The organism is Planococcus sp. 1R117A (assembly GCF_051417975.1).
Classification (GTDB): Bacteria; Bacillota; Bacilli; order Bacillales_A; family Planococcaceae; genus Planococcus; species Planococcus shenhongbingii.
This window is the reverse complement of the sequence record NZ_JBPRLO010000001.1, coordinates 658,754-684,774: the sequence shown is the minus strand read 5'-3', so window position 1 is coordinate 684,774 and position 26,021 is coordinate 658,754. Positions and strand designations below refer to the sequence as shown.

Annotated in this window: 22 protein-coding genes; 19 read left to right on the top strand and 3 right to left on the bottom strand. The window is 43.6% G+C overall.

Annotation, left to right across the window (positions count from 1 at the left end; genetic code table 11):
* Window positions 1-155: 155 nt before the first annotated feature.
* A complete protein-coding gene (locus ACSFXN_RS03155) occupies window positions 156-1,652 on the bottom strand; it encodes a peptide MFS transporter (protein WP_437148740.1) in 1,497 nt (498 codons plus the stop codon).
* Between the two features lie 412 nt (window positions 1,653-2,064).
* On the opposite strand from ACSFXN_RS03155, the gene ACSFXN_RS03150 reads away from it, so the two are divergent.
* The 13 genes from ACSFXN_RS03150 to ACSFXN_RS03090 all read left to right on the top strand — a co-directional run bounded on the left by ACSFXN_RS03150 (window position 2,065) and on the right by ACSFXN_RS03090 (window position 20,463).
* Complete coding sequence (locus ACSFXN_RS03150; protein ID WP_437148739.1) at window positions 2,065-2,406, top strand: helix-turn-helix domain-containing protein; 342 nt, start codon at window positions 2,065-2,067, stop codon at window positions 2,404-2,406.
* 259 nt (window positions 2,407-2,665) lie between these two features.
* Entirely contained in the window at window positions 2,666-3,178 is a 513-nt protein-coding gene (locus tag ACSFXN_RS03145; RefSeq protein ID WP_437148738.1) for a hypothetical protein, read from the top strand.
* A 202-nt stretch (window positions 3,179-3,380) separates the two neighbouring features.
* Window positions 3,381-3,878 carry a DUF4334 domain-containing protein gene (locus tag ACSFXN_RS03140; RefSeq protein WP_300990417.1) on the top strand — a complete coding sequence of 166 codons (498 nt, stop codon included), beginning with the start codon at window positions 3,381-3,383 and terminating at the stop codon, window positions 3,876-3,878.
* A gap of 114 nt (window positions 3,879-3,992) precedes the next feature.
* Complete coding sequence (gene recQ, locus ACSFXN_RS03135) at window positions 3,993-5,774, top strand: DNA helicase RecQ (protein ID WP_437148737.1); 1,782 nt, start codon at window positions 3,993-3,995, stop codon at window positions 5,772-5,774.
* A gap of 243 nt (window positions 5,775-6,017) precedes the next feature.
* Window positions 6,018-10,610, top strand: coding sequence for a glutamate synthase large subunit (gene gltB, locus ACSFXN_RS03130; protein WP_437148736.1), 4,593 nt, complete (start codon window positions 6,018-6,020; stop codon window positions 10,608-10,610).
* A gap of 18 nt (window positions 10,611-10,628) precedes the next feature.
* Window positions 10,629-12,116 (top strand): glutamate synthase subunit beta, encoded by a 1,488-nt coding sequence (locus ACSFXN_RS03125; RefSeq protein ID WP_437148735.1) that lies wholly within the window; start codon window positions 10,629-10,631, stop codon window positions 12,114-12,116.
* Between the two features lie 247 nt (window positions 12,117-12,363).
* Window positions 12,364-12,798, top strand: coding sequence for a hypothetical protein (locus tag ACSFXN_RS03120; protein ID WP_437148734.1), 435 nt, complete (start codon window positions 12,364-12,366; stop codon window positions 12,796-12,798).
* Window positions 12,799-12,886: 88 nt separating this feature from the next.
* Window positions 12,887-13,792 carry an HD domain-containing phosphohydrolase gene (locus ACSFXN_RS03115; protein ID WP_437148733.1) on the top strand — a complete coding sequence of 302 codons (906 nt, stop codon included), beginning with the start codon at window positions 12,887-12,889 and terminating at the stop codon, window positions 13,790-13,792.
* Between the two features lie 134 nt (window positions 13,793-13,926).
* On the top strand, window positions 13,927-14,589 hold the full coding sequence (locus ACSFXN_RS03110; protein WP_437148732.1) for a hypothetical protein: 663 nt from the start codon (window positions 13,927-13,929) through the stop codon (window positions 14,587-14,589).
* A 112-nt stretch (window positions 14,590-14,701) separates the two neighbouring features.
* Complete coding sequence (locus tag ACSFXN_RS03105) at window positions 14,702-16,159, top strand: circularly permuted type 2 ATP-grasp protein (RefSeq protein ID WP_437148731.1); 1,458 nt, start codon at window positions 14,702-14,704, stop codon at window positions 16,157-16,159.
* Window positions 16,159-18,042, top strand: coding sequence for an alpha-E domain-containing protein (locus tag ACSFXN_RS03100; protein WP_437148730.1), 1,884 nt, complete (start codon window positions 16,159-16,161; stop codon window positions 18,040-18,042). The genes ACSFXN_RS03105 and ACSFXN_RS03100 overlap by 1 nt, the downstream gene beginning before the upstream one ends.
* 140 nt (window positions 18,043-18,182) lie before the next feature.
* The gene (locus ACSFXN_RS03095; protein WP_437148729.1) at window positions 18,183-19,628 is read left to right on the top strand and encodes a DEAD/DEAH box helicase; all 1,446 of its coding nucleotides are present in this window, start codon (window positions 18,183-18,185) and stop codon (window positions 19,626-19,628) included.
* 268 nt (window positions 19,629-19,896) lie between these two features.
* Window positions 19,897-20,463 carry a 3D domain-containing protein gene (locus ACSFXN_RS03090; protein WP_437148728.1) on the top strand — a complete coding sequence of 189 codons (567 nt, stop codon included), beginning with the start codon at window positions 19,897-19,899 and terminating at the stop codon, window positions 20,461-20,463.
* A 65-nt stretch (window positions 20,464-20,528) separates the two neighbouring features.
* Here ACSFXN_RS03090 and ACSFXN_RS03085 read toward each other — a convergent pair whose 3' ends face one another.
* Complete coding sequence (locus ACSFXN_RS03085) at window positions 20,529-20,762, bottom strand: DUF378 domain-containing protein (protein WP_437148727.1); 234 nt, start codon at window positions 20,760-20,762, stop codon at window positions 20,529-20,531.
* Between the two features lie 446 nt (window positions 20,763-21,208).
* On the opposite strand from ACSFXN_RS03085, the gene ACSFXN_RS03080 reads away from it, so the two are divergent.
* The 5 genes from ACSFXN_RS03080 to ACSFXN_RS03060 all read left to right on the top strand — a co-directional run bounded on the left by ACSFXN_RS03080 (window position 21,209) and on the right by ACSFXN_RS03060 (window position 25,037).
* Entirely contained in the window at window positions 21,209-22,051 is an 843-nt protein-coding gene (locus ACSFXN_RS03080; RefSeq protein ID WP_437148726.1) for a MurR/RpiR family transcriptional regulator, read from the top strand.
* Between the two features lie 79 nt (window positions 22,052-22,130).
* The gene (locus ACSFXN_RS03075) at window positions 22,131-22,967 is read left to right on the top strand and encodes a transporter substrate-binding domain-containing protein (RefSeq protein ID WP_300990404.1); all 837 of its coding nucleotides are present in this window, start codon (window positions 22,131-22,133) and stop codon (window positions 22,965-22,967) included.
* 20 nt (window positions 22,968-22,987) lie between these two features.
* Window positions 22,988-23,653 carry an amino acid ABC transporter permease gene (locus ACSFXN_RS03070; RefSeq protein ID WP_300990403.1) on the top strand — a complete coding sequence of 222 codons (666 nt, stop codon included), beginning with the start codon at window positions 22,988-22,990 and terminating at the stop codon, window positions 23,651-23,653.
* 14 nt (window positions 23,654-23,667) lie between these two features.
* Entirely contained in the window at window positions 23,668-24,390 is a 723-nt protein-coding gene (locus tag ACSFXN_RS03065; protein WP_437148725.1) for an amino acid ABC transporter ATP-binding protein, read from the top strand.
* Between the two features lie 221 nt (window positions 24,391-24,611).
* Window positions 24,612-25,037: a CBS domain-containing protein gene (locus tag ACSFXN_RS03060; RefSeq protein WP_437148724.1), complete on the top strand. Its 426-nt coding sequence runs from the start codon at window positions 24,612-24,614 to the stop codon at window positions 25,035-25,037.
* A gap of 71 nt (window positions 25,038-25,108) precedes the next feature.
* Here ACSFXN_RS03060 and ACSFXN_RS03055 read toward each other — a convergent pair whose 3' ends face one another.
* A complete protein-coding gene (locus ACSFXN_RS03055; protein ID WP_437148723.1) occupies window positions 25,109-25,519 on the bottom strand; it encodes a hypothetical protein in 411 nt (136 codons plus the stop codon).
* A 197-nt stretch (window positions 25,520-25,716) separates the two neighbouring features.
* Between ACSFXN_RS03055 and ACSFXN_RS03050 the strand changes: the two genes are divergently transcribed.
* Window positions 25,717-26,016: a hypothetical protein gene (locus tag ACSFXN_RS03050; RefSeq protein WP_437148722.1), complete on the top strand. Its 300-nt coding sequence runs from the start codon at window positions 25,717-25,719 to the stop codon at window positions 26,014-26,016.
* The last annotated feature ends 5 nt before the right edge of the window (window positions 26,017-26,021 follow it).

Genomic DNA, 26,021 nt, shown 5'->3' with positions numbered 1-26,021 from the left:
CAACCCAGCTGTGCGGCAAAGAGCGCCACTTCGCTGGTCTGTTTAAACCCTTATTGCTCCTGCAGCACTTTGTGCTTCGTCGCAAAGAGATGGACCAAAGTTATTTGGTCCATCTCTTGCCTGTCGAAAGGGAACGGCCGCTTTCGCTTTTCGTGTTACCTTACGCCTCTCATATAGCGTTGGATCGTTGGTGCGAAAAGGAACAGGATAATACTTAGGACGATGGATGCGCCACCGATTAATCCGAAGTACATCATTTCGTTTTCAACTGTATAAAATTTCACGAGCTGTGCGTTGATTGCTTGTGCAGCTGCGTTTGACAAGAACCATAAACTCATGGTTTGTGCAGAGAATGCGGCAGGTGCCAGTTTGGTCGTAGCTGATAAGCCGACCGGTGATAAGCACAATTCACCCAATACAACGATGAGGTAGCTGAGAACCAGCCATAATGGATTTACCAATGTTTCTGTACCGCCAAAATAAGCAGGCAGCAGAATTACAAGGAACGAAATCCCGGCAAATAGCAAGCCAAGAGAGAATTTTTGCGGAATGGATGGTTGGCGGCTGCCTAAGCGTACCCATAACCATGCAAAAACCGGAGCTAAAGTAATGATAAAGAGTGGGTTCAATGACTGGAACCAGGCAGGGGAAATGGTGATTCCTGCAAATTCCAGATCAGTCCGTGTGTCGGCATATGCTGCCAAGATGGTAGAACCTTGTTCCTGGATTGCCCAAAACATGACAGATGCGATAAACAACGGAATATACGCTAAAATGCGTGAACGTTCTACTTCTGTCGTTTTTTTGCTTCGATACATTACGATGAAGTAAGCTGTCGGAATTAATAATCCGAAGATACCGACAGTGGCGATAAAGCTGTTGAAGGTCAAGAATCCATATTCAAGGCCAAAATAAACAGCTGCCGCGATGATTATAGCAGCGATCGAGAAGATTTTTATAGTCCGAGACTTTTCCGTTGGAGACAAAGGATTGGGAACGATTGTTCCAGCAAGGCCAAGGTTTTTCTTTTTCGTTGCGACAAAAAGAATTAAACCGAGGAACATCCCGACAGCCGCAATACTAAAGCCTAGGTGGAAGTTGACTTCCATGCCGACTGTACCAACAATCAATGGAGCTAGGAAAGCTCCCAAGTTAATGCCCATATAGAAGATGCTGAAACCGGCATCCCGGCGGTTGTCATTTTCTGCGTAAATCTCCCCGACAACACTCGAGACGTTGGGTTTTAACAAACCGGTTCCGAGTACAATCAGAACCATGGAGACGAAGAACAGTGGCAAGCTGCCTGGAATCGCAAGTGCAATATGGCCAAGCATGATCAGAATACCGCCATAGAATACGGCTTTTGATGTACCGAATATTCGATCGGCCAACCAGCCCCCGATAATGCCCGACATGTACACAAGTGAACCATAAATGGACATAATGGAAAGGGCAACTGTTTGGTCAAGGCCTAATCCACCTTGCGAAAGTTCGTAGTACATATAGTAAACAAGGATCGCTCTCATTCCATAATATGAGAAACGTTCCCAAAACTCTGTAGAGAATAATGTAAACAACCCTTTAGGATGGCCGAAAAATCCTTTTTGCGGCACGCTATTTACGATGTCTTGTCGATTATATTTGTCAGACATCTTACAACCTCCTTTTTATGTATGTTACTATAATACTTTTTCTGTAGTTGAAAATCAAAATAAATTTAAAAATTAGTAATATAGGCACTGCGTAAAAAGAGGATAAGAATTTTTAAAGAGAGAATATTCATTAAAGTTTGATTGAAATAATAGTCTGGAATAAAAGAAGAACTGTTGAGCTATATGGGTTCTGTTTCCATTTGTCAGAAAACATAGGTATTCGGTAATTGAGAGAACTATGAAAATAAGAAAAAATAACCATTAAATGACCCTCGGGTCGAAATATGTCGAAGTTGTTCACTAAATTATCGAAAATTTAGTCGAATATTATAGAAATATATTGTATAATATTCTAAGATACAGTATATTTTAAATAGTTAGAAATATACCTACAAAAGGAGCAGGAAGAAAAATGAAAGATTTAGGGAAAAAAATCAGAGATTTAAGAGAAGCAAGAGAGCTATCCCCGGAACAATTGGCTGAAAAAGTCGGTTTTGCAAAAAGCACCGTTTGGGCTTATGAAAGTGGGAAAAAGCAAATCTCTGTTAGCCATCTTTCAGTGCTTGCCGATTTCTTTGATGTATCGGTTGACGGTCTACTGGATCGGACTGAGAAAGTCATTGATTTATCCACTATAAATGACTATAAAATATTGCTCGACAATAAGCCGCTTGATGAAACAGAAATTGCCGAAGCGGCGTCATATATTCAAGTGAAACGCCGGATGGGAAGTTACGGAGCCGTCAATTCTTAATTTATTATTTTATAAAAACTATGATAAAAGCCCATTCGTTTCAGGAATGGGCTTTTATTTTTCGGTGTTGCTTGTTAACACTTTATTTATCAGCCCTCTTATAATAATGGAAAGAAGCATAAAAGAATCAGGAGATAAAAAAGAGGACAGGGCAAGGGTTCATAGATACTGCTTTACTTAAAAGTTTTGTATGATATTTATATAGATAGAGAATCAATCACACATTGTATGAAATTTAAGTGAAGCGGGCGATGATGCTATGGACAGAACCATTTTATATGAAACATACCGGCTGGCTATGCTGATTGATTTAATCAAGCCTGAGGACTTAATCCAGAAAATTGATGAGTATATAACAGAAAAGCCGATTGAAGAGATTCCTCATGTGTTTTATGTATTATCCCTTTCAAGCAACCGCCGCCGCATGCTTGAATTATTGACCGATTTATCAAAAGGCGTCGATCAAGATCTTCCAAGCTGCATTGTGGCTGGCCTGCTTCACCGTGAACAAGAACGTTTTGAGACGGAAGAGTTATATCGGAAAGCGGGAATGCTTGCTTCTTTATTAGCTGATCAGGACGAGGAAGTGGCTGTAGAATTCACTCATTTAAAAGCGGCAAACGATGCAGCCCAGCAAGCATATGGCATGCGGTTCAAACGCAAAAAAGCGCGAGAGCGAATGCTCGCTAAAAATGAGAAGGATTTGAAAGATGCCCTGGCAAAGTACGAAAAGTATACTGGGTTTTTCAATGATCAAGATTGGGGAAAGTAAACTGCAATTATTTTACCGGCTTTGCCGCTCTCTTTTTGGTAGTACATCGCCGCGGAATGTATATTATAGAAGAAAGCCGAACAATGAATTACTGTCGCCGCTTCAAAAAGAAAGTGGAAATCAGAGAATTACCAGTATAAGGAATCTTCACAAACCCTTTTCCATGGCTGCTGTTAAAAAGTTGAAAAAAGGAGTGTCTTCGATGAAAGCTGCGGCAGAATTCTGGATGATAAAAGAGCGCGGGGAAACGGACACCCATACTGCCTGCAGAATTTTTGACGAGCTTCCTCCAGTAGGACTCGAAGAGCTGCTCGGTACATGGGAAGGCAGCGAATTTCGCACCGGGCATCCGCTGGATGGTGTATTGAAGAAACTAAATTGGTACGGAAAAGCATTTCATGATGCGGAAAATGTAGATCCTTTATTATTCAGAGGGCTAAACGGAGACATATTTGCCGTTGATCCGGTTCCAATCATGGACTTGCGAAAACTGATAAAAGCAGAAGGCGGCAAAGCCCGGATGCGGCAAGTGGCCCATCGCGGAAAGGCTAGCGCAGCAATGGTCTATGACAATTTACCGATTATCGACCATTTCCGTAAAGTGGACAATCAGGTGTTGATGGGCATGATGGACCGCAAAGGCGATAAGGAACCTTATTTTTTTGTGTTGGAAAAAGTGGAAACTGTTTCAGAAGCATAGGCTTTTGAAGCAGTTTTTTTTATTTCACTGCTGCCAGTGAATTCGGAAAGAGAAAAATTAGCCGGAAATATGATAAGCTACTCAGTACGAGACGAGTTTTGGGAGTGTTTAATTTTGTTGGAAGAAGCAAGAAAATTATTGCAGTCGTATTTTGGATATGAGACGTTCCGGAAGGGTCAAGAACAAGCGATTACACAAGTGTTTGAAGGCCACAATTCGATTTGTGTCATGCCCACTGGCGGAGGGAAATCGATGTGCTACCAGATTCCTGCGCTTGTGATGGAAGGCACGACCATTGTAATATCTCCGTTGATCTCTTTGATGAAAGATCAAGTGGATTCACTTTTGGCTGCCGGGATACCAGCGGCCTATATAAACAGTTCCCTGGGTTTTGACGAAGTACGGGAAACTATGTATGACGTCCAGCGGGGTGCGGTGAAACTTTTGTATATTGCGCCGGAACGCCTGGATTCCGAAATGTTCCTGAACGAATTGCAAGGCGTTCATGTGCCGTTGATCGCTGTTGATGAAGCGCATTGTATTTCACAATGGGGACATGATTTTCGCCCAAGTTACCGCTTGATCAGCCGCATGGCGGGCTTGTTTCCGAACAATCCTACTGTGCTTGCGCTGACAGCGACAGCAACGCCGCAAGTACGGGAAGATATATGCCGTATTTTAGATATTGAAGAACAGCATACCGTTATGACTGGATTTGAACGTTCTAATTTAACTTTTTCGGTGATCCAGGGACAAGACCGCGAACGTTTTGTAAAAGAGTATGTGCAAAAGAATGATAAAGAAGCAGGAATCATCTATGCCGCTACTCGGAAAACAGTCGATTCCGTTTACGATATGCTGGTGAAAAAAGGCGTGAAAGCTGCCAGATATCATGCAGGAATGCCGGATGCGGAACGTAAAAACGGACAGGAGCAGTTCCTGAACGATGAAGTGACCGTGATGGTGGCTACCAATGCCTTTGGAATGGGTATAAATAAATCCAATATAAGATATGTTATCCACTACCAGTTGCCTAAAAATATGGAGAGCTATTATCAGGAAGCCGGCCGTGCTGGACGTGACGGATTGCCAAGTGAATGCATGGTTCTGTATGCCTCCCAGGACGTCCAGACCCAGCGTTTTTTAATCGATCAAGCGCAAGATCCAAGCCGGATTCCCGGAGAATTGGTGAAATTGCAGGCAATGGTCGATTATTGCCATACCGAAAGCTGCCTGCAGCAATTCATCATTCATTATTTTGGTGATTTAGCTGCTGAACCATGCGGCCATTGCGGAAGCTGCAATGATGAGCGGGAAAGCATGGATGTTACAAAAGACGTACAGATGGTGCTGTCCTGCGTCATTCGCATGGGCCAGAAATTCGGGAAGATGATGACGGCGCAAGTGCTGACGGGTTCCCGCAATAAAAAAATCCTGGATTTCGGCTTTGATAAATTATCGACTTACGGCATTCTAAAACATCAGTCCGCTAAAGAAGTGTCAAACTTAATGGAATTTATGATTTCCCAGGAACTGCTGGCAGTAGAGCAAGGGGCATACCCGACAATCTATGTGCCAGACGGTGGGCGGGATGTGCTGCTTGGCAAGCGGAAAGTAATGAGAAAAGGTGCCGTTGTAACGAAGCGGATAGCAGAAAACGATCCATTGTTCGAAGAACTCCGAAAAATTCGGAAAGAACTGGCCGATAAAGGAGGAGTGCCGCCTTTTGTTATTTTTTCGGATAAAACATTGCAAGATATGTGTGCCCGCCGTCCGAAAAATGCTGAAGACTTCCTGGAAGTGAATGGAGTCGGAGCTAATAAATTGGAGAAATACGGAGAGGATTTTCTTGAGGCGATCCGTGTTTTTGAAGCAACCACTAATTCAATAGGATAAACTGAAAAGCCCCTGTTTCAACTGACAGGGGCTTTTTGCTGCCTTGATGTATAATTATGCATTAAATTAGATAAATAGAGAGGCAGTTAGAGGATGGTTTTTGAAAGCGTTTACAGCAACTACGTTGACATTTCCTATAAAAAATCTTGAAATTTCTGCTTATTTTTGTTGTATATATATTCATCTCTTGTGTTATAATATTCTGACATTCCGACACTTTAATGTGTTGAAGGAGGCGATTTGATGAGAATGAAAGAATATCCATCACAACAGGGGCTTTATCATCCCGATCAAGAGCATGAGGCATGCGGCATCGGTATGATCGCCAATATCAACGGTGAAAAATCGCATGCGATTGTGCAAAATGCCATAAATATCCTTTGCAATCTTGAGCACCGTGGCGGCCAATCTTCAGATACAAGTACAGGAGATGGAGCAGGCATCCTTACGCAAATCCCCCATAGATTTTTTCTGAAACAATGTGATAAAGAAGGAATAGAATTGCCTGCTGAAGGCAGATACGGAATCGGCATGCTTTTTATGCCGCAAGATTACGATTTGCGCATGGAGATAAAAGATATCATTCTCCGAATTGTGAAGGAGGAAGGGCAAAAATGCCTTGGATGGCGACCGGTTCCTGTAAATGATTCTTTTGTCGGCAAAGTGGCTTCAAAAACAAAGCCGGTGATTCGCCAAGTCTTCATTGGGGCTTCTGATGATTTAACAAACCACATGGATTTGGAACGCCGTCTGTATATCATTCGCAAACGGATTGAACAGGAAGTAAGCTGCGAAGAAAAATATAAAGATGTATATTTTAGCAGTCTTTCATCCAGCACCATTGTTTATAAAGGAATGCTGATTCCGGAACAGCTGGATTCGTTTTATATTGACCTCAATCATCCCGAATTTAAATCGGCAGTTGCACTTGTCCACTCCCGTTTTAGTACGAACACATTCCCCAGCTGGCAGCGATCCCATCCAAACCGGTACTCGATCCACAATGGCGAGTTCAATACGCTAAGAGGCAATGTCAATTGGATGCGGGCCCGCCAGCTGCTTTGCACGTCGCCGTACTTTAATGAAGAAGATTTGAAGAAAGTATTGCCGGTCATCGATGAAACCGGAAGTGACTCGTCCATGTTTGACAATTGCTTTGAATTTTTGCATTTATCAGGTAGATCCCTTGCGCACACGGCCATGATGATGGTTCCGGAGCCTTGGGTGAACGATCCGACGATCAAGCAAGAGAAAAAGGATTTTTATGAATATCACAGTACGCTGATGGAGCCTTGGGACGGCCCGGCTGCTTTAGTCTTTACGGATGGGCGGCAGATTGCGGCATGTCTGGACCGCAACGGTTTGCGGCCTGCCCGCTACTATGTCACCAAAAGCGGCATGATCGTCCTTGGTTCTGAAGTAGGGGCACTGGATATTTTTGCGGATGACATCATCTATAAAGAACGGCTGCATCCGGGTAAAATGCTTTTAGTAGATCTGGAAGCCGGAAAAATCATTCCAGATGAGGAAATTAAGCTGCAAATCGCAGCAGAGCTTCCTTACAAAGACTGGCTTGGAGAAAATATGGTGAATCTGGACGACCTGCCTGAACCCGATATGAACGCGAATAACAACACTGACCTAGCGTCTGTGTTGCTGGAGCAGCAATTGGCTTTCGGCTATACAACGGAAGAACTGCAGAAAATCATTAAACCACTGGCTACAGAAGGAAAAGATCCGGTTGGTTCAATGGGCTACGATTCTCCTTTAGCTGTTTTGTCCAAAAAGCCGCAGCTTTTGTATAACTATTTCAAGCAGCTGTTTGCGCAAGTGACAAACCCGCCGATCGATGCGATCCGGGAGCATATCATTACTTCTGCACGCACGACGATCGGAGCGGAAGGAAACCTGGTGCAGCCTGTACCGGAAAGCAGCCGGCATATCCGCTTGGAAACGCCTATTTTGACCAATCTTCAATTGGAAAAGCTGCGCCAGCAAAAGCATGCTGAATTCAAGGCAGTGACGCTTCCGATTTTATTCCCCAAATCAGGAGGTCCTTCAGCGATGAAACAAGAGCTGGAGGCATTGTTCCTGAAAGCGGACCAGGCGTTTGAAGAAGGGGCTACTTTGCTGATTTTGTCGGACCGCGGCGTTAATAAGGAATATGCAGCGCTACCGGCATTATTGGCAGTTTCCGGGCTGCATCATCACCTGATCCGCCAAGGCACACGGACGAGAGTAAGCCTCTTGATCGAATCTGGGGAACCACGTGAAGTGCACCATTTCGCAGCGCTATTAGGGTACGGCGCAGAAGGGATTAACCCTTATCTGGCTTTCCGCTCAATCAAAGAATTAATAGTAATAGAAGATATTGCAGGCGTGACTTACGAAGAAGCGGAAGAGACCTATGTCAATGCGGTGACGGATGGCATCATCAAAGTGCTTTCGAAGATGGGAATCTCGACGATTCAAAGTTACCGGGGAGCGCAGATCTTTGAAGCAGTCGGCATTCACATGGATGTTATTGACCGCTATTTCACCCGTACTTCCTCACGACTTGGAGGCATCGGACTTGAAATCATTGCCAAAGAAGTGCTGATGCGCCATGAACAGGGCTATCCGGAGCGTAAAGCAGGAGACCAGTCACTGCAAACGGGCGATGAATTTCAATACCGGGCAAATGGGGAGACCCATCAATACAATCCGGTTACGATTCATACATTGCAGCATGCCTGCCGCACCAATAATTATGAAGTCTTTAAGAAGTATACAGGGCTTTTAACGAAAGAAACTTCGAATGTCCAGTCGCTTCGCGGTTTGATGGCATTTAAAGAACGGACGCCTGTACCGATCGAGGAAGTAGAGTCGATCGAAGAAATTTGTGCACGCTTCAAAACCGGTGCTATGTCATTTGGTTCCATCAGCCAAGAAGCGCATGAAGCCTTGGCTATTGCCATGAACCGGATTGGCGGCCGAAGCAATTCAGGAGAAGGCGGCGAGCAAGTTTCACGCTTTATACCGGATGCCAACGGCGACAACCGCCGAAGTGCGATCAAGCAAGTGGCATCCGGCCGTTTCGGTGTGACGAGCCATTATTTGGTCAACGCTGATGAAATCCAGATTAAAGTAGCTCAAGGCGCGAAACCCGGAGAAGGCGGCCACTTGCCAGGCAAAAAAGTTTATCCGTGGGTTGCTGAAGTACGCGGCTCGACACCGGGTGTGGAACTGATTTCTCCGCCGCCGCATCATGATATCTACTCAATTGAAGATTTGGCGGAGTTGATCTTTAACTTGAAGAATGCCAATCCGACGGCCCGCATCAGCGTTAAGCTTGTATCTGCTGTTGGGGTAGGGACGATTGCAGCAGGCGTTGCCAAAGGACGGGCAGATCTCGTGCTGATCAGCGGCTATGACGGAGGAACGGGGGCAGCACCGAAAACCAGCTTGAAGCATACTGGGCTGCCTTGGGAAATCGGTTTGGCAGAAACGCACCAGACATTGATGCTGAACGGATTGCGTGACCGGATTGTCGTCGAGACCGATGGCAAAATGATGACTGGGCGCGATGTCGTGATTGCCGCACTTTTAGGGGCGGAAGAATATGGCTTTTCCACTGCGCCGCTTGTCGTTCTCGGCTGTATCATGATGCGCGTATGCCATTTGGATACGTGTCCGGTCGGCATTGCGACGCAAAACCCGGAACTTCGGAAAAAGTATATGGGAGACCCTGAACATGTGGCTAATTTTATGCGCTTTATTGCAAGAGAAGCCCGTGAATTGATGGCAGAGCTCGGATTCCGTACGATCAATGAAATGATTGGCCGCACAGATGTCCTTGAAGCCAATAAAGCGATTGACCATTGGAAAGCGGAAGGTATTGATTTGTCCGCATTGCTTTATCAGCCGGACTTGCCGGAAAAAGTCGGGCGCTATGCAACAATCAAACAAAACCACGGCTTGGAGCAGACTCTGGATTGCCAGGAATTGCTGCCGCGCTGTGAAAAAGCGATCGAAACCGGAGAACGCGTCGAAGTGACTACTGCCATCCGCAATATCCACCGCGCTACAGGAACGATTGTCGGAAGTGCCATCTCCAAGAAATACGGGGCAGAAGGATTGCCGGAAGACACCATCAACTTGAATTTCAAGGGATCGGCGGGACAAGCTTTTGGGGCATTTACACCGAAAGGGATGACATTGAAATTGGTCGGAGATGCGAATGACTTTGTCGGCAAAGGCTTGTCAGGAGGCAAAATTATCACCTACCCTGCAAGTGATTCAACGTTCCTGCCGGAAAATAATATTATTATCGGCAATGTCGCCTTTTACGGTGCCTCTGCCGGCGAAGCCTATATTTACGGTTTGGCGGGAGAGCGTTTTGCCGTTCGAAACAGCGGCGCGAAAATTGTTGTTGAAGGCGTCGGCGACCACGGCTGCGAATACATGACCGGCGGCCGTGTTGCCATTCTCGGCAAGACAGGCAAGAACTTTGCTGCCGGGATGTCCGGCGGAATCGCTTATGTATTGGACGAAGAAGGAACTTTCGGAAACCGCTGCAATGCAGAGATGGTCCACCTGCAGCCCATGGCCGATCCTGCGGAAATCGAAGAACTGCGAGAAATGATTACGAAACATGTCGATTATACCAAAAGTAAGAACGGCAAACGCCTCTTGGCAAATTGGGATATTTACTCGGCGAAGTTCGTGCGGGTCATTCCAAAAGCTTACCTTAAAATCAATGAACGAATCAGCAATCTGCAAAATAGCGGCATGTCTAAATTTGATGCTGAAATGGCGGCATTTGAAGAAAGTAAAATGGCTGGAGCAGGAAAATAAGCGAATTGGGGGGATACGATGGGAAAAGCGACTGGATTTATGGAATACAACCGCCAGACACTGAAAGAACGCAATCCAGCGGAGCGGACGAAAGACTGGTCTGATTACACGATTCCGTTGTCAGATGAAGAAGTGAGAAAGCAAGGCGCACGCTGCATGGATTGTGGCGTGCCGACTTGCCAGTCGGGAATGGAGCTTAACGGAGTGACAACCGGTTGTCCAGTTTATCACCTGATTCCCGAATGGAACGACCTTGTTTACCGCGGACAATGGAAAGAGGCGCTTCGCCGTGAACACGTCATGAATAATTTCCCGGAATTTACAGGCATCGCTTGTCCGGCTCCATGCGAAGGGGCTTGTGTGCTGGGGATCAACGAACCGCCAGTTGCCATCCGGACGGTTGAACGCTCCATTATTGAGCGCGGCTTTGCAGAAGGCTGGGTTGTTCCGGAACCGCCAGAAACACGCACTGGCAAAAAAGTGGCGGTCATCGGCTCAGGACCTGCGGGGCTCGCGGCAGCTGCTCAGCTCAACAAGGCGGGGCATCTGGTGACAGTGTTTGAAAGAAGCGACCGTGTAGGCGGCCTTCTGACATACGGCATTCCTGAAATGAAATTGTCTTACGATGTGGTCATGCGCCGTGTCCGCATTTTGGAGCAGGAAGGCATCACATTCGTCACCAATACCGAAGTCGGAAAAGATTACCCGGTTTCAGCGCTTCGTTCAGACTTTGATGCAGTTATCATGTGTGCAGGCGCTACCATTCATCGGGATCTTCAAGTAGAAGGAAGAGAGCTAAAAGGAGTCCATTATGCGATGGATTTTCTTCATGCCAATACCAAAAGCCTGCTCGATTCCAATCTAGAAGACGGACAGTATATCTCGGCAGAAGGAAAGAATGTAATTGTCATCGGTGGTGGAGATACCGGAACAGACTGTTTAGCAACAGCCGTCCGGCATAATTGCGACAGCCTCGTCCAATTCGATGTATATGATAAAAAAGGAGCCCTCCGCGACGAAGCCGGCAATCCATGGCCTCAATATCCGCGTATTCACCGTGTAGAATACGGCCAAAAAGAAGCGGCTGCTGCATTTGGTGATGATCCAAGAGCTTATGCTGTTATGACAAAGAAATTTGTCGGTAATGAAGAAGGCCATGTAAAAGAAGTCCATACTATCAACGTTAAGCTGAAAATCGACGAAGATGGCAAGCGGATTCGTGAAGAAATCCCAGGGACAGAAAAAGTATGGAAAGCGGACTTGGTCCTGCTCGCTATCGGTTTTAGCGGACCCGATCAAAGCCTGATTCAAAAGCTGGACGTAGAAACGAAAGCCAATTCCACCGTAAAAGCTGAATATGGCAAATATGCTACCAATATAGAAGGCATATTTGCAGCAGGTGATATGCGCCGGGGGCAAAGTTTAATAGTCTGGGCAATCAACGAAGGACGGGAAGCGGCAAGAGAATGCGACCGCTTTTTAATGGGATCAACAGTATTGCCATAAAAGTGAGAAAAGCCGGGGGTAAATCCCCGGCTTTTTTATTTTAGTAATTTGAATGATTTAATTGCCTAAAATTGTTAAAAATATTAGAATTACATTGTACCAAGTGCCTAGTTCGTATATACTAAATAAAGTGGAGTAGCCTTTTTTGAGAGTTTTTTACAGTTTGAAGACAATAGTGGAGTCTTTGACCAATGCATCTCAAGTTTGGTTTCTTCACTATAATAAAAGAATGACAGGAGGAAATAAAATGTTTAAGAAAAGTTTAATCGCCGCATTTGTTGCTATGATGGTCATCATGATGATCAGCACTTCAGCATTTGCTTCAGAAAAGACAATCATGACCCCAGAAATAGCCCAGGCGTTTACAGATGTAGAAACAGTCAATGCTAAGATTTATTCAGAAGTTGCTAAAGCTCAAGAGAAGGCTGAAAGAATGTATACGAAATATCTGGAAGATTTCGCGAATGAAGACGATGTGGCGAAACAAGCAGAGTTAACGTCGAAATATAATGAAAAAATTAATAAGTTAATTGCAAAGTTGGATAGTAAAACTCAAGAAATAACTCGAAAAGGCGCTGAAAAAGCTACTGCAGGGGGTATTACTGTAGAAGTTGAATGGGTTTTATTCCAATTTGGTGACCGTTCGGCTTTGATTGATCCGCTAATAGTTATCGGTTGGTAAGAATGGTTGTCTACTACTAGAATGATAGAGTACTATGGGAGTATAGAAAATCTATACTCCCATAGTTTGTTTGGAAGGAAGTGTGTTTGTGGAAGGGTTGAACATCTTGAAAAATGGCTATTTAGAAACTGTCCAGAATGGGGCAACTTCTCTTAGCCTTTTAGGTCGCGGCGGTGGAATTGAGATGATGAAACAGACAGTTGTGAAAGGTAAATTAGTGGTCCTTTTTCCTGGAGAGGACGCTAGTGTTCAAGAGTTCTTTTATATATTATCGGGAGAAATGGATGTAGAAGTGGACGGCGAAATAAGCACCATTGGACCAAATGACTTTTTTTCAGCGAGAAATTTAAAAGAAACGGTCTCTTTAAATGCAAAAACTGACGTGACCTTATTATATGTCTCGACGCATCCAACTTTTCATACGTTAAGCAATGAAATAAATGATTTACGTAAAATTGGAGAACAAGTGGAACGAAAAGATAGATATACATTTAAACATAGCTCTCGGGTAGCTAACTATGCTGTCAAAACTGCTGCGAAATTAGATTTAGAGAGAGAGAGGGTTCATAACCTCTTTATCGCTTCAATCCTCCATGATATTGGAAAAATCAATATCCCGGAAGATGTACTGAAAAAACCGGATAAATTGACAGATGAGGAGTTTGAATTAATTAAAAAGCACCCAGGTGACGGAGCCGACATGTTACGTAAAACGGCATACGCTGATTTAGCGGAAATTGTGGAGCAGCATCATGAACGGGTAAATGGCCGGGGATATCCTTTTGGATTGAAAGGCGAAGAAATATTAGTCGAAGCGAAAATTATCGGTGTTTGTGATACTTTTGATGCAATGACCGAAGACCGCGCATACCGCAAAGCTTTTACAGCGCAGTATGCGATAGATGAAATCAAACGGCTGGCCGGCATCCAATACGATCCGGAAGTTGTAAAGGCATTTGAACAGGTGATGCTTGAAGAAGGCAGACTTTCCTAAAACTGAATCTAACCCTTAAGACACCTAAGATGCCAAAAGGTGTCTTTTATTTTTTTCTGAAAGGTTTGAAAATGGCTGAATTAGTCAATAATAAGAGCACAGTATATTTTAAAACTGAGAAGGAGTGAATCAATATGGCTAGAGGTTCAGGTGGAGTATTCGGAAAATTGTTATTACTGGGAGTCGGGGCAGTAATTGGTGCAGCTATGACCCAGAAAAAAGTAGAGTCGGATGGCACCTCCACTTCACAGGCAAGCAACTTGAAAGAGAACGTGAAAAAAGGTCTAGAGCGGTTCAATGAACAGTCAGGCGGTATGGTCGACAAGGTGAAACCTACTGTCAACAAAGCTGTGGAAAGCGTAAAAAGCGCCATCGACAGCCAGCAAAAGATGATGGATAAAGAGAAGGATATGCTGGATAAAGCGAACCAGACTTTGCAGGATGAAGTGGGCAGTACTTCGGGTGGAAGTTCGACCGGATCATCTTCGACAAGTACAGGAACGACGGGCACAAGTTCTACAAACCCAAATGCAGGGTTATCCAGCTCTGACGCTGCCGGCAGCGGAACATCGGGCACAGCGGGTGGTTCAGCAGGGTCTGTAGGATCTACAACTGGCTCTTCAACAACGGGTGCCGGTGCGACAGGAGCAACAAGCGGAAGTGATGCTATCGATTCTACTCCGGCAGGCGGCATTTATGGCGGCAGCACAGAGTATACCGATTCCTTAAAAAAGGATTTAGACAAGGATGATACATCAAAAAGCAAATCTTCAAAAAATTCCACATTTGACAAATAAAATAAGTTAAAATAAAAACATGGAAAAGCTATTGCTCGTTTCCGACAGAGCCATAGCTTTTTTGTAACTTCAAAATTAACAGAAAATTATAAAAACCTGAGGGAGGGTTTCCATGTTTAAATCGTATGATGTAAAACCATTTTTTGATGAGATGTTCACTGCTGAAGGTTTGCCGAAGCCCCATTACCAGAAATTTTATGAGATGCTCACCCGATTTTCAAAAGATGATTTAAAAGAAAAACATGAAACGGCTCAACTTTCCTTTTTGCGCCAAGGCATTACGTTTACAGTGTACAACAATAATGTAGGCACTGAGAGGACGATGCCTTTCGATTTTGTTCCGATCATTATTTCACCTGAAGAATGGAAAATGATTGAAAAAGGGATGATTCAGCGGACAGAAGCCCTCAACCGTTTTTTAGACGATGTTTACCACGATCAGCAAATCCTCGAAGACGGCGTGGTTCCCCGAAGACTGGTCGAAGAAAACCCCTATTATTATGCGAAGCAAGTGAAAGGAATCGATATCCCACTGAAAAACCACATCTTCTTAGCAGGCATCGATTTAATCCGCGACGAGAATGGAAAATACCATGTTCTCGAAGACAATTTGCGGAACCCTTCAGGGATGTCCTACGTTTATCAGAACCGTTATGTGATGCGCCAAGTATATCCTGAATTCTTTTCCAAACATTCGGTCCATGCCCTTGAACATCAGCTGTCTCATTTGCATGAGGCGATTTTGGATCATGCGCCTAAAGCGACGGGAGATAAAGCTTTTGCGGTGCTGCTGACTCCTGGAATGTACAATTCTGCCTATTACGACCATGTCTTTTTAGCGCAGCAAATGGGCATCGATTTGGTTGAAGGACGGGATTTGGTGGTCAGAAATAATATTGTGTATATGAAGTCTATCCGGGGGCTGAAGCGGGTAGATATTATTTATCGCCGCATTGATGATGACTTTTTGGATCCCGAGGCTTTCCGGGAAGATTCTGCTCTTGGAGTTCCGGGACTGGTGAACGCTTACCGCCACGGCAATGTGGCTATTCTAAACGGCATTGGCAACGGAGTTGCAGACGATAAAGCGATTTATGCCTATGTTCCTGAAATGATCCGCTACTATTTGAAGGAAGAACCGATTATCGACAATGTGAAGACTTATATACTAGACAACCCTGAAGAGCGTGAATGGGTGCTTGAACATTTGGAAGAACTGGTAGTAAAGAATGTCGGAGCATCTGGAGGCTATGACATGCTTGTTGGCCCGCATGCCTCCAAAGAGCTTATTGAAAAATTCCGGCAGAAAATCATAGAAGCCCCGCACCAGTATATTGCTCAGCCGACCATTAAATTATCAAGAGCTCCGGCGTATCAAGGAGAAGAATTCTATCCTTGCCACGTAGATTTGCGGGTCTTTGTGATGAGAGGGGCCGAAACCCGCGTGCTTCCAGGAGGGTTGTCCCGTGTCGCATTGAAAAAAGGTTCGCTCGTCGTCAACTCTTCTCAAGGCGGAGGCGGAAAAGATACCTGGGTATATAAAGAAAAAGAAGAGAGGGGGGCTCTTTAATGCTAAGCCGTGTAGCGAACTCATTATATTGGATGTCACGAAATGCGGAACGCGCTGAAAATAATGCCCGCATTCTGGATGTACAATTGCTGCAGATGATTGAAGCATCTGATGAAGAACTGGTCCGGGAAAGTGACTGGAAACTGACGTATGAAATTTGTTCGTCGTGGCAGGAGTTGAATCAGCTCAAGTCTTTGTCGCCTTATAATGATGATCAACTGATTCATTATTTGGCCATGTCGGATAATAACTGGAATTCGATTGCCAATTGTGTTCGGTTAATAAGAGAAAATGCACGGGTCAGCAGAGACCATATAACGGATGATTACTGGGAAGTTTGGAACAGCTGTTATTTAGCGTTGCAGAACATTGATACTCAACAATGTTTGACAAGCGAGATCCGGGAGTTTCTGGATTTGGTGAGAACCACTTCCCTGACTTCACAAGGTATTATTGAATCCGCCATGCAGCGGGGTGTGGAGTATCAGATTATCAAAATCGGCAAATGGCTGGAGCGGGCTGAAAAAACGGCGCGAATACTAAATGTCGTCTGTGAGCGGACTTATGAACAGCAGCTGCAGGAACAAACTGAAGATTATTATTATTGGCTGTCAGCTTTAAGGATGACTAAAGGCTATGAAGCTTATTTAAAAGCCCATCTGCCTAAAATGGATCCGCGCCAGGTTCTGAGTTTCCTGATTTCCGATAAGTCTTTCCCACGCTCAATCCGCTACTGTCTGGATCACGTAAGAGATGCGGTGGATGAATTGGAAGAAGGGAAAGTTTCTCATTATTCTTGGGAGCTTTTTGCGAAGCTTGATGAAGTAAGGACTGAATTTGATGAAATCGATATAGACCAGCTTTCTACCGATGAAATGATGGATTTCTTAAATCATTTCCAGGATGGCTGCAATGAAATTGGCCAGCTTTTCTCACAGACTTATTATTTGATTGATCCTTCAACAGAAGAAGAAGCCAACAGCCAAACCCAAACTCAATTTCAATCTAATAGTCCGAAGGGAATTACCACTATGAAGTATAAAGTCGAGCATGCGAATATATTCAAATACGAAACGATCGTTGACCAGAGCATGAATTCCATCCGATTGAAACCGAAGACAGATGAAACGCAGCGCCTATTATCTTATCGGGCTGACATCACTCCGGCTACGCTTACGAAAGAGCATATCGATATCTGGGGAAATGATGTAGAGACGTTTTTCATTGCAGAGCACCATGAGAACCTGGAAGTTAAGACGACGAGTATTGTCAGTATCCAGAAAAGCCCGTTTATCCACCGCATTGAGTATTCGCCGGAAATGAATGCCATTTTCCATTCCAAATTATTCAGTGAGCAATATATGGCTTACTTAAGCAATACATCGTATACGTATTTGAGTCCTGAGCAAATCGAGCAGATTGGAAGAGACTTAGGCGAAATGACGAATCCGGTGCAATTCTCAATTGATGTGATGGGGTATCTGCACGACCGCTTTACTTATGACGGCGAGTCGACGACGGTCTCAACAAAAGCGGAGGAATCGTATGATCTGATGAAAGGCGTGTGCCAGGATATCACCCATGTCATGCTCGGAATTTTGCGCGGCAATCAAATTCCAGCCCGCTATGTCAGCGGTTATTTATATGTCGGAGAAAATTCGGCGCTTGTCGGTGATGCCGCCAGCCATGCCTGGGTGGAAGTAATGGTGCCTGGGATCGGCTGGGTAGGGCTTGATCCGACAAATAATGTAGAAGCTCTTGAACACCATATACGCGTTGGAGTTGGCCGTGACTACAACGACGTCAGCCCTGTGCAAGGTGTATACAGAGGGGGCAGCCAATCGCTCGACGTCAAAGTCTCTGTCAGCTTGTTGGATCAATAACTTGTTTGAAGATCAGCGGTGATTTTTCCGCTGATTTTTTATTAAATAAAAACTTAATAATTGTTTAATAGAAGAAACAGGCTCATCCATGGCATAATATAACGACGTATAGATTTTTTGAGCGGAGAAGGAGCAAGAACATGAATACAATACAATTTAATCAATATAAAATCAGTGAATCGATTTTAAGAGCGCTGGAAGGTTTGGGCTATACGAAGCCGACTGAAGTGCAGGAAAAAGTGATCCCGGCAGCACTTTCAAAGACTGACGTTGCTGTTAAGTCCCAAACAGGCAGCGGGAAAACCGCAGCATTTGGGATACCGATCTGTGAATTGGTCGATTGGGAAGAAAACAAACCGCAGGCTCTTATTTTGACACCGACACGGGAACTGGCAGATCAAGTAAAAGAAGATATTACAAACATTGGCCGCTTTAAACGCATTAAAGCAGCGGCAGTTTACGGCAAACAGCCATTTGCCTACCAGCAGGCGGAACTAAAGCAGAAATGCCATGTGGTCGTAGGAACTCCGGGGCGTGTGTTTGACCATATCGAACGCGGAACGCTGGACTTGAGCCGCATTGAATACTTGGTACTTGATGAAGCGGATGAAATGCTGAATATGGGCTTTATCGAACAAGTGGAAGCCATTATCAACAAATTGCCAAAACAGCGGACAACCATGCTTTTTTCCGCTACATTGCCTGAAAATGTAGAAAATCTTCAACGCAAATACATGAAGAATCCAAAGCATATTGAAATTGCCTCAACAGAGACCTTGACAGACCGGATTGAACATTCGCTCTACACAGTTGAAGAAAAAAAGAAATTTTCTTTGCTGCGCGATGTGACGATTGTTGAAAATCCGGATAGCTGCATCATTTTCTGCCGTACGAAAGACAATGTCGATTTTGTGGTAGAACAACTTGAAAAACATCATTATACCTGTGATAAACTGCACGGTGGAATGATGCAGGAAGACCGCTTTGCGGTAATGAATGAATTCAAGCGCGGCGAGTTCCGTTATTTAGTTGCGACGGATGTAGCTGCACGGGGAATCGACATTGACAGCATAACTCATGTCATAAATTTTGATATTCCTTTAGAGAAAGAAAGTTACGTGCACCGTTCGGGAAGAACAGGCCGTGCCGGCAAAAAAGGGAAAGCCATCACTTTTGTAACACCGCACGAAGACAAATTTTTAAATGAAATTGAATCTTATATCGGCTTTGAAATTCCGCAGCACACTTCCCCTTCAGCACAAGAAGTAAGCGCTGCTGAACCTGCTTTTGTTGAAAAGCTGGAAAGCCTGCCCCAACTGAAAAAGAATAAAAACGAGCAAGTGAATAAAGATATCATGAAACTGTATTTCAACGGCGGAAAGAAAAAGAAGTTGCGCGCTTTTGATTTCGTGGGCACCTTAACGAGCATTCCGGGAGTTACAGCGGAGGATATTGGGATTATTAAAATCCAAGACACCGTTACTTATATTGATATCTTAAACGGCAAAGGACCCATGGTGCTGAAAGCTATGAAAGACAAGACAATAAAGGGCAAAACCTTGAAAGTCCATAAAGCGAATAAATGATTTGGAAGCGGATGCCGTGTAAAATGGCATCCGCTTTTTTGCGTTTAAGAGATAAAACCGAAGTAAAAAAAGGAATTATCATACAAAAGTAATGTCTTTTGTCCCGTATAAATAAACCATTATGAGCAGGTTTATTACGAAAGAAAAGTACCTATGTCATAAAAAACAGTCAAACTGTAATGAAACAGGCTACTAATTGTTACATGACTGTAATGTTATCGTGCTATTTTGTTTGTATTGAAAAAACACAAACGAAGGAGAGAACAGATTGAAAAAACTATTGATTATTCTAAGTTTTGCACTGGTTTTGTTCCTTGGCACCTCACTTGAAAGCTCGGCAGCAGCAAGTACATACACAGTTAAAAGTGGAGACACCTTATATAAAATTTCTAAAATGCATAAAGTATCGGTCAGCAATTTAAAGTCATGGAACAAGCTAAAGTCCGATGTCATCAAACCGAAACAAAAGTTGAAAGTTACAGGATCTAAGGTGAAAAAGGCCTCTAAAGCAAAAACACCATCACGGTCATCTGCTGGATCAGTAGTCAAAGAATTCACAGTTTCCTCCACGGCGTATACAGCCTCATGCAAAGGGTGTTCAGGAATTACCAGAACCGGCATTAACCTGAAGAAAAACCCTGGGTTAAAAGTTATTGCAGTAGATCCAAGAGTGATTAAACTGGGTACGAAAGTCCATGTTGAAGGCTACGGCTACGCAATTGCTGGAGATACTGGCGGTGCCATCAAAGGCAATAAGATCGATGTATTCATTCCGACGAAAAGCGCAGCCCTTAAATGGGGAAGAAAGAACGTTAAAATTAAAATATTAAAATAATACGAATTTAAATCCTCCATGCCTAAAACACGGCATGGAGGATTTTTGTGTTGAGTAAGAACCATTTAACGGCGTACATCGCTTTGCCGATGATCATGGTTTACCATTGGCAAGAATCTTAAAGCATAAAGAGCGCAAAGGCCGACAATAACATAAATGATTCGGGAGAATGCCGATTTAGTTCCAACTTCTCCGCCGAAAATAGCTGCTACTAAATCAAATTGGAACAACCCGACGAGCAGCCAGTTTACGCCTCCAATGATTAACAAAATAAGGGCAATAGAATTCAAGGCTTTCATTGATTCTCTCCTCCTTCCCTTTATTTACAGATGTTGTTAATTGAATAATACCCCTCTAAGAAAAAGAAGAAACCTGAAAAAACAGAATAATTACAAACGAGAAATATTTCATTATTGTTTCAAAATAGCGTTTAGTGCATAAAGGACTAGGGAATATTTTAATACTGTCAAAGAAAATCCTGCATAATTCCACTTTTCCCTTTTCTTTGTAAAAGTTTTTATGTCTTTTATCTATCAAATTACACAAACTTACTTAGGTTGAGGAAGGGCAAGAAACCTCTAAATACATATTAAAAATATAGCATTCCAAAATAGGTAATAAATATTCGAAATATTTATAAGTAATTATTTATGGGGAAAATTCAAAGAACTATTGCAGGAATTCCTGCATAAATGTATACTTTTTATAAGTATTTGAGTAAGTTGTCGTTTTGGAGGCGTGATAGATGCAGGATTTACTGCGAAGTGTTTCGGATGCGTATAAGGGTTTTAGTACTGGACAAAAGAAAGTTGGAGACCTTTTTTTCCGAGAACCTATTTTTTTGGCGTTTTCATCTGCCTTAGAGGTAGGAAGAAGAGTAAATGTCAGTGAATCTACCGTCATTCGCTGGACTCAGAAGTTAGGCTATAAAGGTTATGCCGAATTTCAGCAAGTAGTTCAGCGGAAGCTGGCTGAAGAACGGTTTGAACAGGCTGAACAAAAAACACTGGAACCGAACGCCGACCAATCTTTTTTAGAAAACTTACTTGATGCGGAAATCAGTAGCATCATAAAGTTAAAGCAGTCGATGAATGAAGACGATCTTCTGCAAGCTGTTGATTTGATTAGTTCTGCCAAGCACCTCTACATTGCCAGTGATTTTTTTGATTACGGTCTGGCCCATTGGTTTTCAGGATGGCTGGATATGACAATTGGCTCTACGGAAATGATTTATCCAGCAGATGGACATTATTACAGCCAGTTATCCAAAATAGGGCCCGGAGATACTCTTATTGCATTTGTGTTTCCCCGTTATACGAGAATGGTTGTCGAAACAGTCCAATCTGCTAAAGAACGGGGAGCAAAAGTGATTTTGTTAACTGATTCACTTGAATCACCAGCTTTAGCATCTGCTGATATCACAATTAAAGTCTCATTGAACACAAACTTAAATATTGATTCGTATACAGCGGTCCATGCACTCTTGACTTCGATTATGCGATTTGTATATGTGAAAGAGCATGCCAAAGTAAAAGAGAACTTGGCGAGGATCGAAGCAGTATATAAAGAGAAGAATATTTTTTACTAAAAAGCGCTCACACTACTGGCAAGTCCCGAAACGCTTCGGCGCTTTGGTCAATTATATAAATCGAAAAGGGGAGAATAAGATGAAAAAGAAATTATCATTTTTAAGTGTAATTTTGTCAGCAGGTTTGGTTTTGGCAGCTTGCGGAGGATCAGAAGACTCAACCGGTTCGGAAGGATCAAGCACTGAAGGCGGCGGAAATGAGCTGGGATTATTGGAGGAAGGTAAATTCACTACTGCAGCCAGCGGACTTTATAAACCATTCAATTATGAAGAAGGCGGAAAACTGACAGGCTTTGATATTGAAATCGGTGCAGCCCTTGCGGAAGAAATGGGATTGGAACATAATCCGGTAACTAACCCGTTTGAAACAATTATCCAGGGCTTGATCGGTAAAAAGTATGATGCGGTTATCGGATCAATGGCAATTACAGATGAACGTGCGAAAACGGTTGCGTTCTCAGATCCTTACTATCTATCGGGCGGTAAAATTTGGGTAGCTGAAGGAAATACAGAAATTCAGGAACCGGCTGACCTTGAAGGCAAGAAAATTGGGATTGTTGCCCAAACAACATATGAACCGGCTGCAAAAGAGTTTACAGACGACATCCAGTATTATAATAGTGATGTTGTAGCTTTGCAGGAATTAGTGCCAGGACGCGTAGATGCAGTTATCACAGCTGATGTTGTTGGCTTTGAAGCGCAGAAGGCCGGCCTTGAAATTAAAGATATCGGCGAAAATTTATGGATTGAAGAAGCGGCAATTGCTGTACGTCCGGAAGATAAAGCGTTGCTGGAAGAAATCAACAGAGCATTGGATGCCATCATTGAGAATGGAACTTATGCGGAGATTTCTGAAAAATGGTTCGGTACTAACCTCCTCGAAGTGGAGACAGAAGGAATCGAAGTTCTGCGCTAAGCTGAGAGAGGGGAATCGCCATGGAGAGTATTCGAACGATAATTGATATTTTTCTAACCACATATCCGGGATTTTTGGAAGCCGTTGTCATCACCTTGCAATTGACTGCAATTTCGGTGATTCTCGGTACGGTGCTGGGCTTATTCTTTGCCCTGATGAAAATTTCGAAATCCAAGATTCTGCAAGGCATTGCGAATCTTTATATTACAATTATCCGGGGAACGCCATTATTGGTGCAGATTATGTTCCTGTATTTCGGGATTACACAAATTATTGTCCTGGATAATTTCTGGGCAGGAGCTATTGCCCTTGCGGTTCATAACGGGGCCTACATCGCAGAGATTTTCCGCGGTGCCATTCAAGGGATTGACCAGGGACAGACAGAAGCGAGCCGGGCGCTCGGCATGACGAACAACCAGACCATGCGGAGAATTGTTTTCCCGCAGGCGCTTCGCCGTTCCATTCCGCCGCTTGGCAACCAATTCATCATCACACTAAAAGATTCATCTCTGGTATGGATGATCGGGGTAGCGGAGCTATTTTCGGTGGCGAACCGGGCGGCAGCAAGTTCGTTTAAGCAATTTGAGACATTCATAGTCGTAGGTTTCTATTATTTAGTGCTGGTTATGATTTTCACTTATATCGTCAGATGGTATGAAAACAGACTGGATGTAGACAAAGCGTAAAGGGGGGACAAATCATGATCATTGGAGAAAACATCTATAAGTCCTTCGGGGATTTAGAAGTGTTAAAAGGCATCGATTTAGAAGTGAAACCCCAGGAGGTTGTGGTACTTGTCGGTGTCAGTGGATCAGGAAAAAGCACGCTTTTACGCTGCTTTAACTTTTTGGAGGAAATGAACAGCGGAAAAATCACAATTGACGGCCATGTCGTTAATCCCAAGAAAGATAAATTAGCGGATATCCGTGCCGAAGTGGGAATGGTGTTTCAGCATTTCAATCTTTTCCCGCACAAAACAGCGCTGGAAAACGTCATCGAAGCGCCGGTCACTGTGAAAAAGATGGACAAAGAAAAAGCGAAGCAGCTCGGGATGGCACTTCTTGAAAAAGTAGGGCTTGCGGAAAAAGCAAATGTTTATCCAAGCAAGCTATCAGGCGGCCAAAAACAACGGGTGGCTATTGCTCGTGCCTTAGCGATGGAACCGAAGGTCCTGCTGTTTGATGAGCCTACATCGGCACTTGACCCGGAACTGGTGGGCGAAGTGCTGCAAGTTATGAAGCAGCTCGCTGAAGAAGGGATGACGATGGTAGTCGTCACGCATGAAATGAAGTTTGCCAAGGAAGTGGCGGATCGTGTAATTATGCTCGATAAAGGCGTCATCGTCGAATCAGCTGATCCAAAAACCTTTTTCGAGAATCCAAAGCATGAACGGACACGCCAATTTATTCAACTGGTGGAATGATAAAAAGACTAAAAGGGATCCGATTTTTGAATCGGATCCCTTTTTCTTTTCCGTTAAGGTGTTTTTAATTCAGAAAATCGGTTAAAGAGTAATAGACGCTTTTGAAAGGAGGCAAGTCCACGGGGATTAGTGATTGAATGTAGCAGATCAGGAAAATTGGATAAAGCTTCGTTAAGACTGTAAGTTAACAAAATAACTTTTCTAAAACGGAGGAATAAACCATGAAAGTTACAGAAATTATGACCAGCAATGTGGATACTTGCTCCACTCAAACTTCTTTGCAGGAAATTGCAGCAAAAATGAAAGACTTGGATGTCGGATCGATTCCTATCGTCGATAATGATAAACTAGTGGGCATCATAACGGATCGAGATATCGTCACACGCGGAATAGCTGAACAAAAATCATTGGACAGCCCGGTATCGGACATTCTTTCTTCCGACCCAGTGACTGCGAGCACGGATATGGATGTTGAAGATGCAGCAAATTTAATGGCACAGCATCAAATTCGGCGGTTGCCAGTTGTAGAAGGTGATAAAATCGTAGGGATTGTTTCTTTGGGCGATATCGCGGTGAAAGACAAATCCTATGATAATGCAGAAATCGCATTGGATGATGTATCTGAGCCAGCTGAACCTGAACGATGAACTTTATTGAACATGAAAAAAACCAGCTCTTCTGTGAGCTGGTTTTTTATATCCAGAATGGACAACAGCGGTTATTCAGTCTCAATAACAGATGCAGAAATGAGGGGCAACTCTTCTTCAGCTACTCCGTCATAGATGCCATGCACAGCTACAGAATCTCCTGCTTCAACTAAAGTTTCAGCCATATTTCGGATAAATACTTGGTTTTCCCCATCCGTTAAGATGAAAGCAGGAAAAGCGCCGTCATCTGTCAATTCTTCAACTTCTCCTGATAAAATGACCGCAGTTCCTTCAGCCACTTCCCCATCCCTTAAAGCAGTAAAGGTGGTGGGCTTCGCTTCATCTACTGCTTCAGGAGCGGTTGGATCAAGTTCTCCTTCAGGAGCGGTGACTTCTGTTTCGCCTTCCTCAGTAAGTTCCGCATTTCCTCCACAAGCCGCCAAACATAAAATGAGCATGAGTGGGACTAACTTTTTCACCATACCAGATCAACTCCCGACCATAATAAAAGATGTCTTGTAAAAAATATACCCTATGCTGTACTAAGGCTAAACAGAAACAACTTCTGCTTTAGATAAAAACCTTTAGCGGGCTAAAAAGTAAAGAGGAAATGTAAATGATTTACAGGCTGCATATGAGGGTATAGTAAATAACACTGTTTTATAAAGGAGAGAGAATGATGGAGTTAATGAATACGCCTTATTATATAAAAGATAAAGCAAAACATATTCAGCAAGTTCTCAACTTTGAAAAAACAAAAATCATCAATATACAATTGCAGCAAGGCGAGACGATTCCGGAACATGAAGTCGACGCGGATGTTGCGATCATTGTAAAAAGCGGGAAAGTAAACTTTACTGTCGAGGGACAACCAGCAGAAGTCTCGACTGAACGCATTCTTTACATGGCTCCACATGAAAAACACAGCTTGACTGCAATTGAAGCAAGTGACTTAATAGTGATGCAAATTAAACGATAAAAAAG

What these genes read in the sequence shown, in the direction of transcription:
- ACSFXN_RS03085 (WP_437148727.1), bottom strand. Translation starts at nt 20,762, where the DNA reads ATGAAAGCCTTGAATTCTATTGCCCTTATTTTGTTAATCATTGGAGGC.
- ACSFXN_RS03075 (WP_300990404.1), top strand. Translation starts at nt 22,131, where the DNA reads ATGAAAAAGAAATTATCATTTTTAAGTGTAATTTTGTCAGCAGGTTTG.
- ACSFXN_RS03055 (WP_437148723.1), bottom strand. Translation starts at nt 25,519, where the DNA reads ATGGTGAAAAAGTTAGTCCCACTCATGCTCATTTTATGTTTGGCGGCT.
- ACSFXN_RS03110 (WP_437148732.1), top strand. Translation starts at nt 13,927, where the DNA reads ATGGCTAGAGGTTCAGGTGGAGTATTCGGAAAATTGTTATTACTGGGA.
- ACSFXN_RS03100 (WP_437148730.1), top strand. Translation starts at nt 16,159, where the DNA reads ATGCTAAGCCGTGTAGCGAACTCATTATATTGGATGTCACGAAATGCG.
- ACSFXN_RS03155 (WP_437148740.1), bottom strand. Translation starts at nt 1,652, where the DNA reads ATGTCTGACAAATATAATCGACAAGACATCGTAAATAGCGTGCCGCAA.
- ACSFXN_RS03050 (WP_437148722.1), top strand. Translation starts at nt 25,717, where the DNA reads ATGGAGTTAATGAATACGCCTTATTATATAAAAGATAAAGCAAAACAT.
- ACSFXN_RS03080 (WP_437148726.1), top strand. Translation starts at nt 21,209, where the DNA reads ATGCAGGATTTACTGCGAAGTGTTTCGGATGCGTATAAGGGTTTTAGT.
- ACSFXN_RS03095 (WP_437148729.1), top strand. Translation starts at nt 18,183, where the DNA reads ATGAATACAATACAATTTAATCAATATAAAATCAGTGAATCGATTTTA.
- ACSFXN_RS03150 (WP_437148739.1), top strand. Translation starts at nt 2,065, where the DNA reads ATGAAAGATTTAGGGAAAAAAATCAGAGATTTAAGAGAAGCAAGAGAG.
- ACSFXN_RS03105 (WP_437148731.1), top strand. Translation starts at nt 14,702, where the DNA reads ATGTTTAAATCGTATGATGTAAAACCATTTTTTGATGAGATGTTCACT.
- ACSFXN_RS03070 (WP_300990403.1), top strand. Translation starts at nt 22,988, where the DNA reads ATGGAGAGTATTCGAACGATAATTGATATTTTTCTAACCACATATCCG.
- ACSFXN_RS03125 (WP_437148735.1), top strand. Translation starts at nt 10,629, where the DNA reads ATGGGAAAAGCGACTGGATTTATGGAATACAACCGCCAGACACTGAAA.
- ACSFXN_RS03145 (WP_437148738.1), top strand. Translation starts at nt 2,666, where the DNA reads ATGGACAGAACCATTTTATATGAAACATACCGGCTGGCTATGCTGATT.
- ACSFXN_RS03120 (WP_437148734.1), top strand. Translation starts at nt 12,364, where the DNA reads ATGTTTAAGAAAAGTTTAATCGCCGCATTTGTTGCTATGATGGTCATC.
- ACSFXN_RS03065 (WP_437148725.1), top strand. Translation starts at nt 23,668, where the DNA reads ATGATCATTGGAGAAAACATCTATAAGTCCTTCGGGGATTTAGAAGTG.
- ACSFXN_RS03060 (WP_437148724.1), top strand. Translation starts at nt 24,612, where the DNA reads ATGAAAGTTACAGAAATTATGACCAGCAATGTGGATACTTGCTCCACT.
- ACSFXN_RS03140 (WP_300990417.1), top strand. Translation starts at nt 3,381, where the DNA reads ATGAAAGCTGCGGCAGAATTCTGGATGATAAAAGAGCGCGGGGAAACG.
- gltB (WP_437148736.1), top strand. Translation starts at nt 6,018, where the DNA reads ATGAGAATGAAAGAATATCCATCACAACAGGGGCTTTATCATCCCGAT.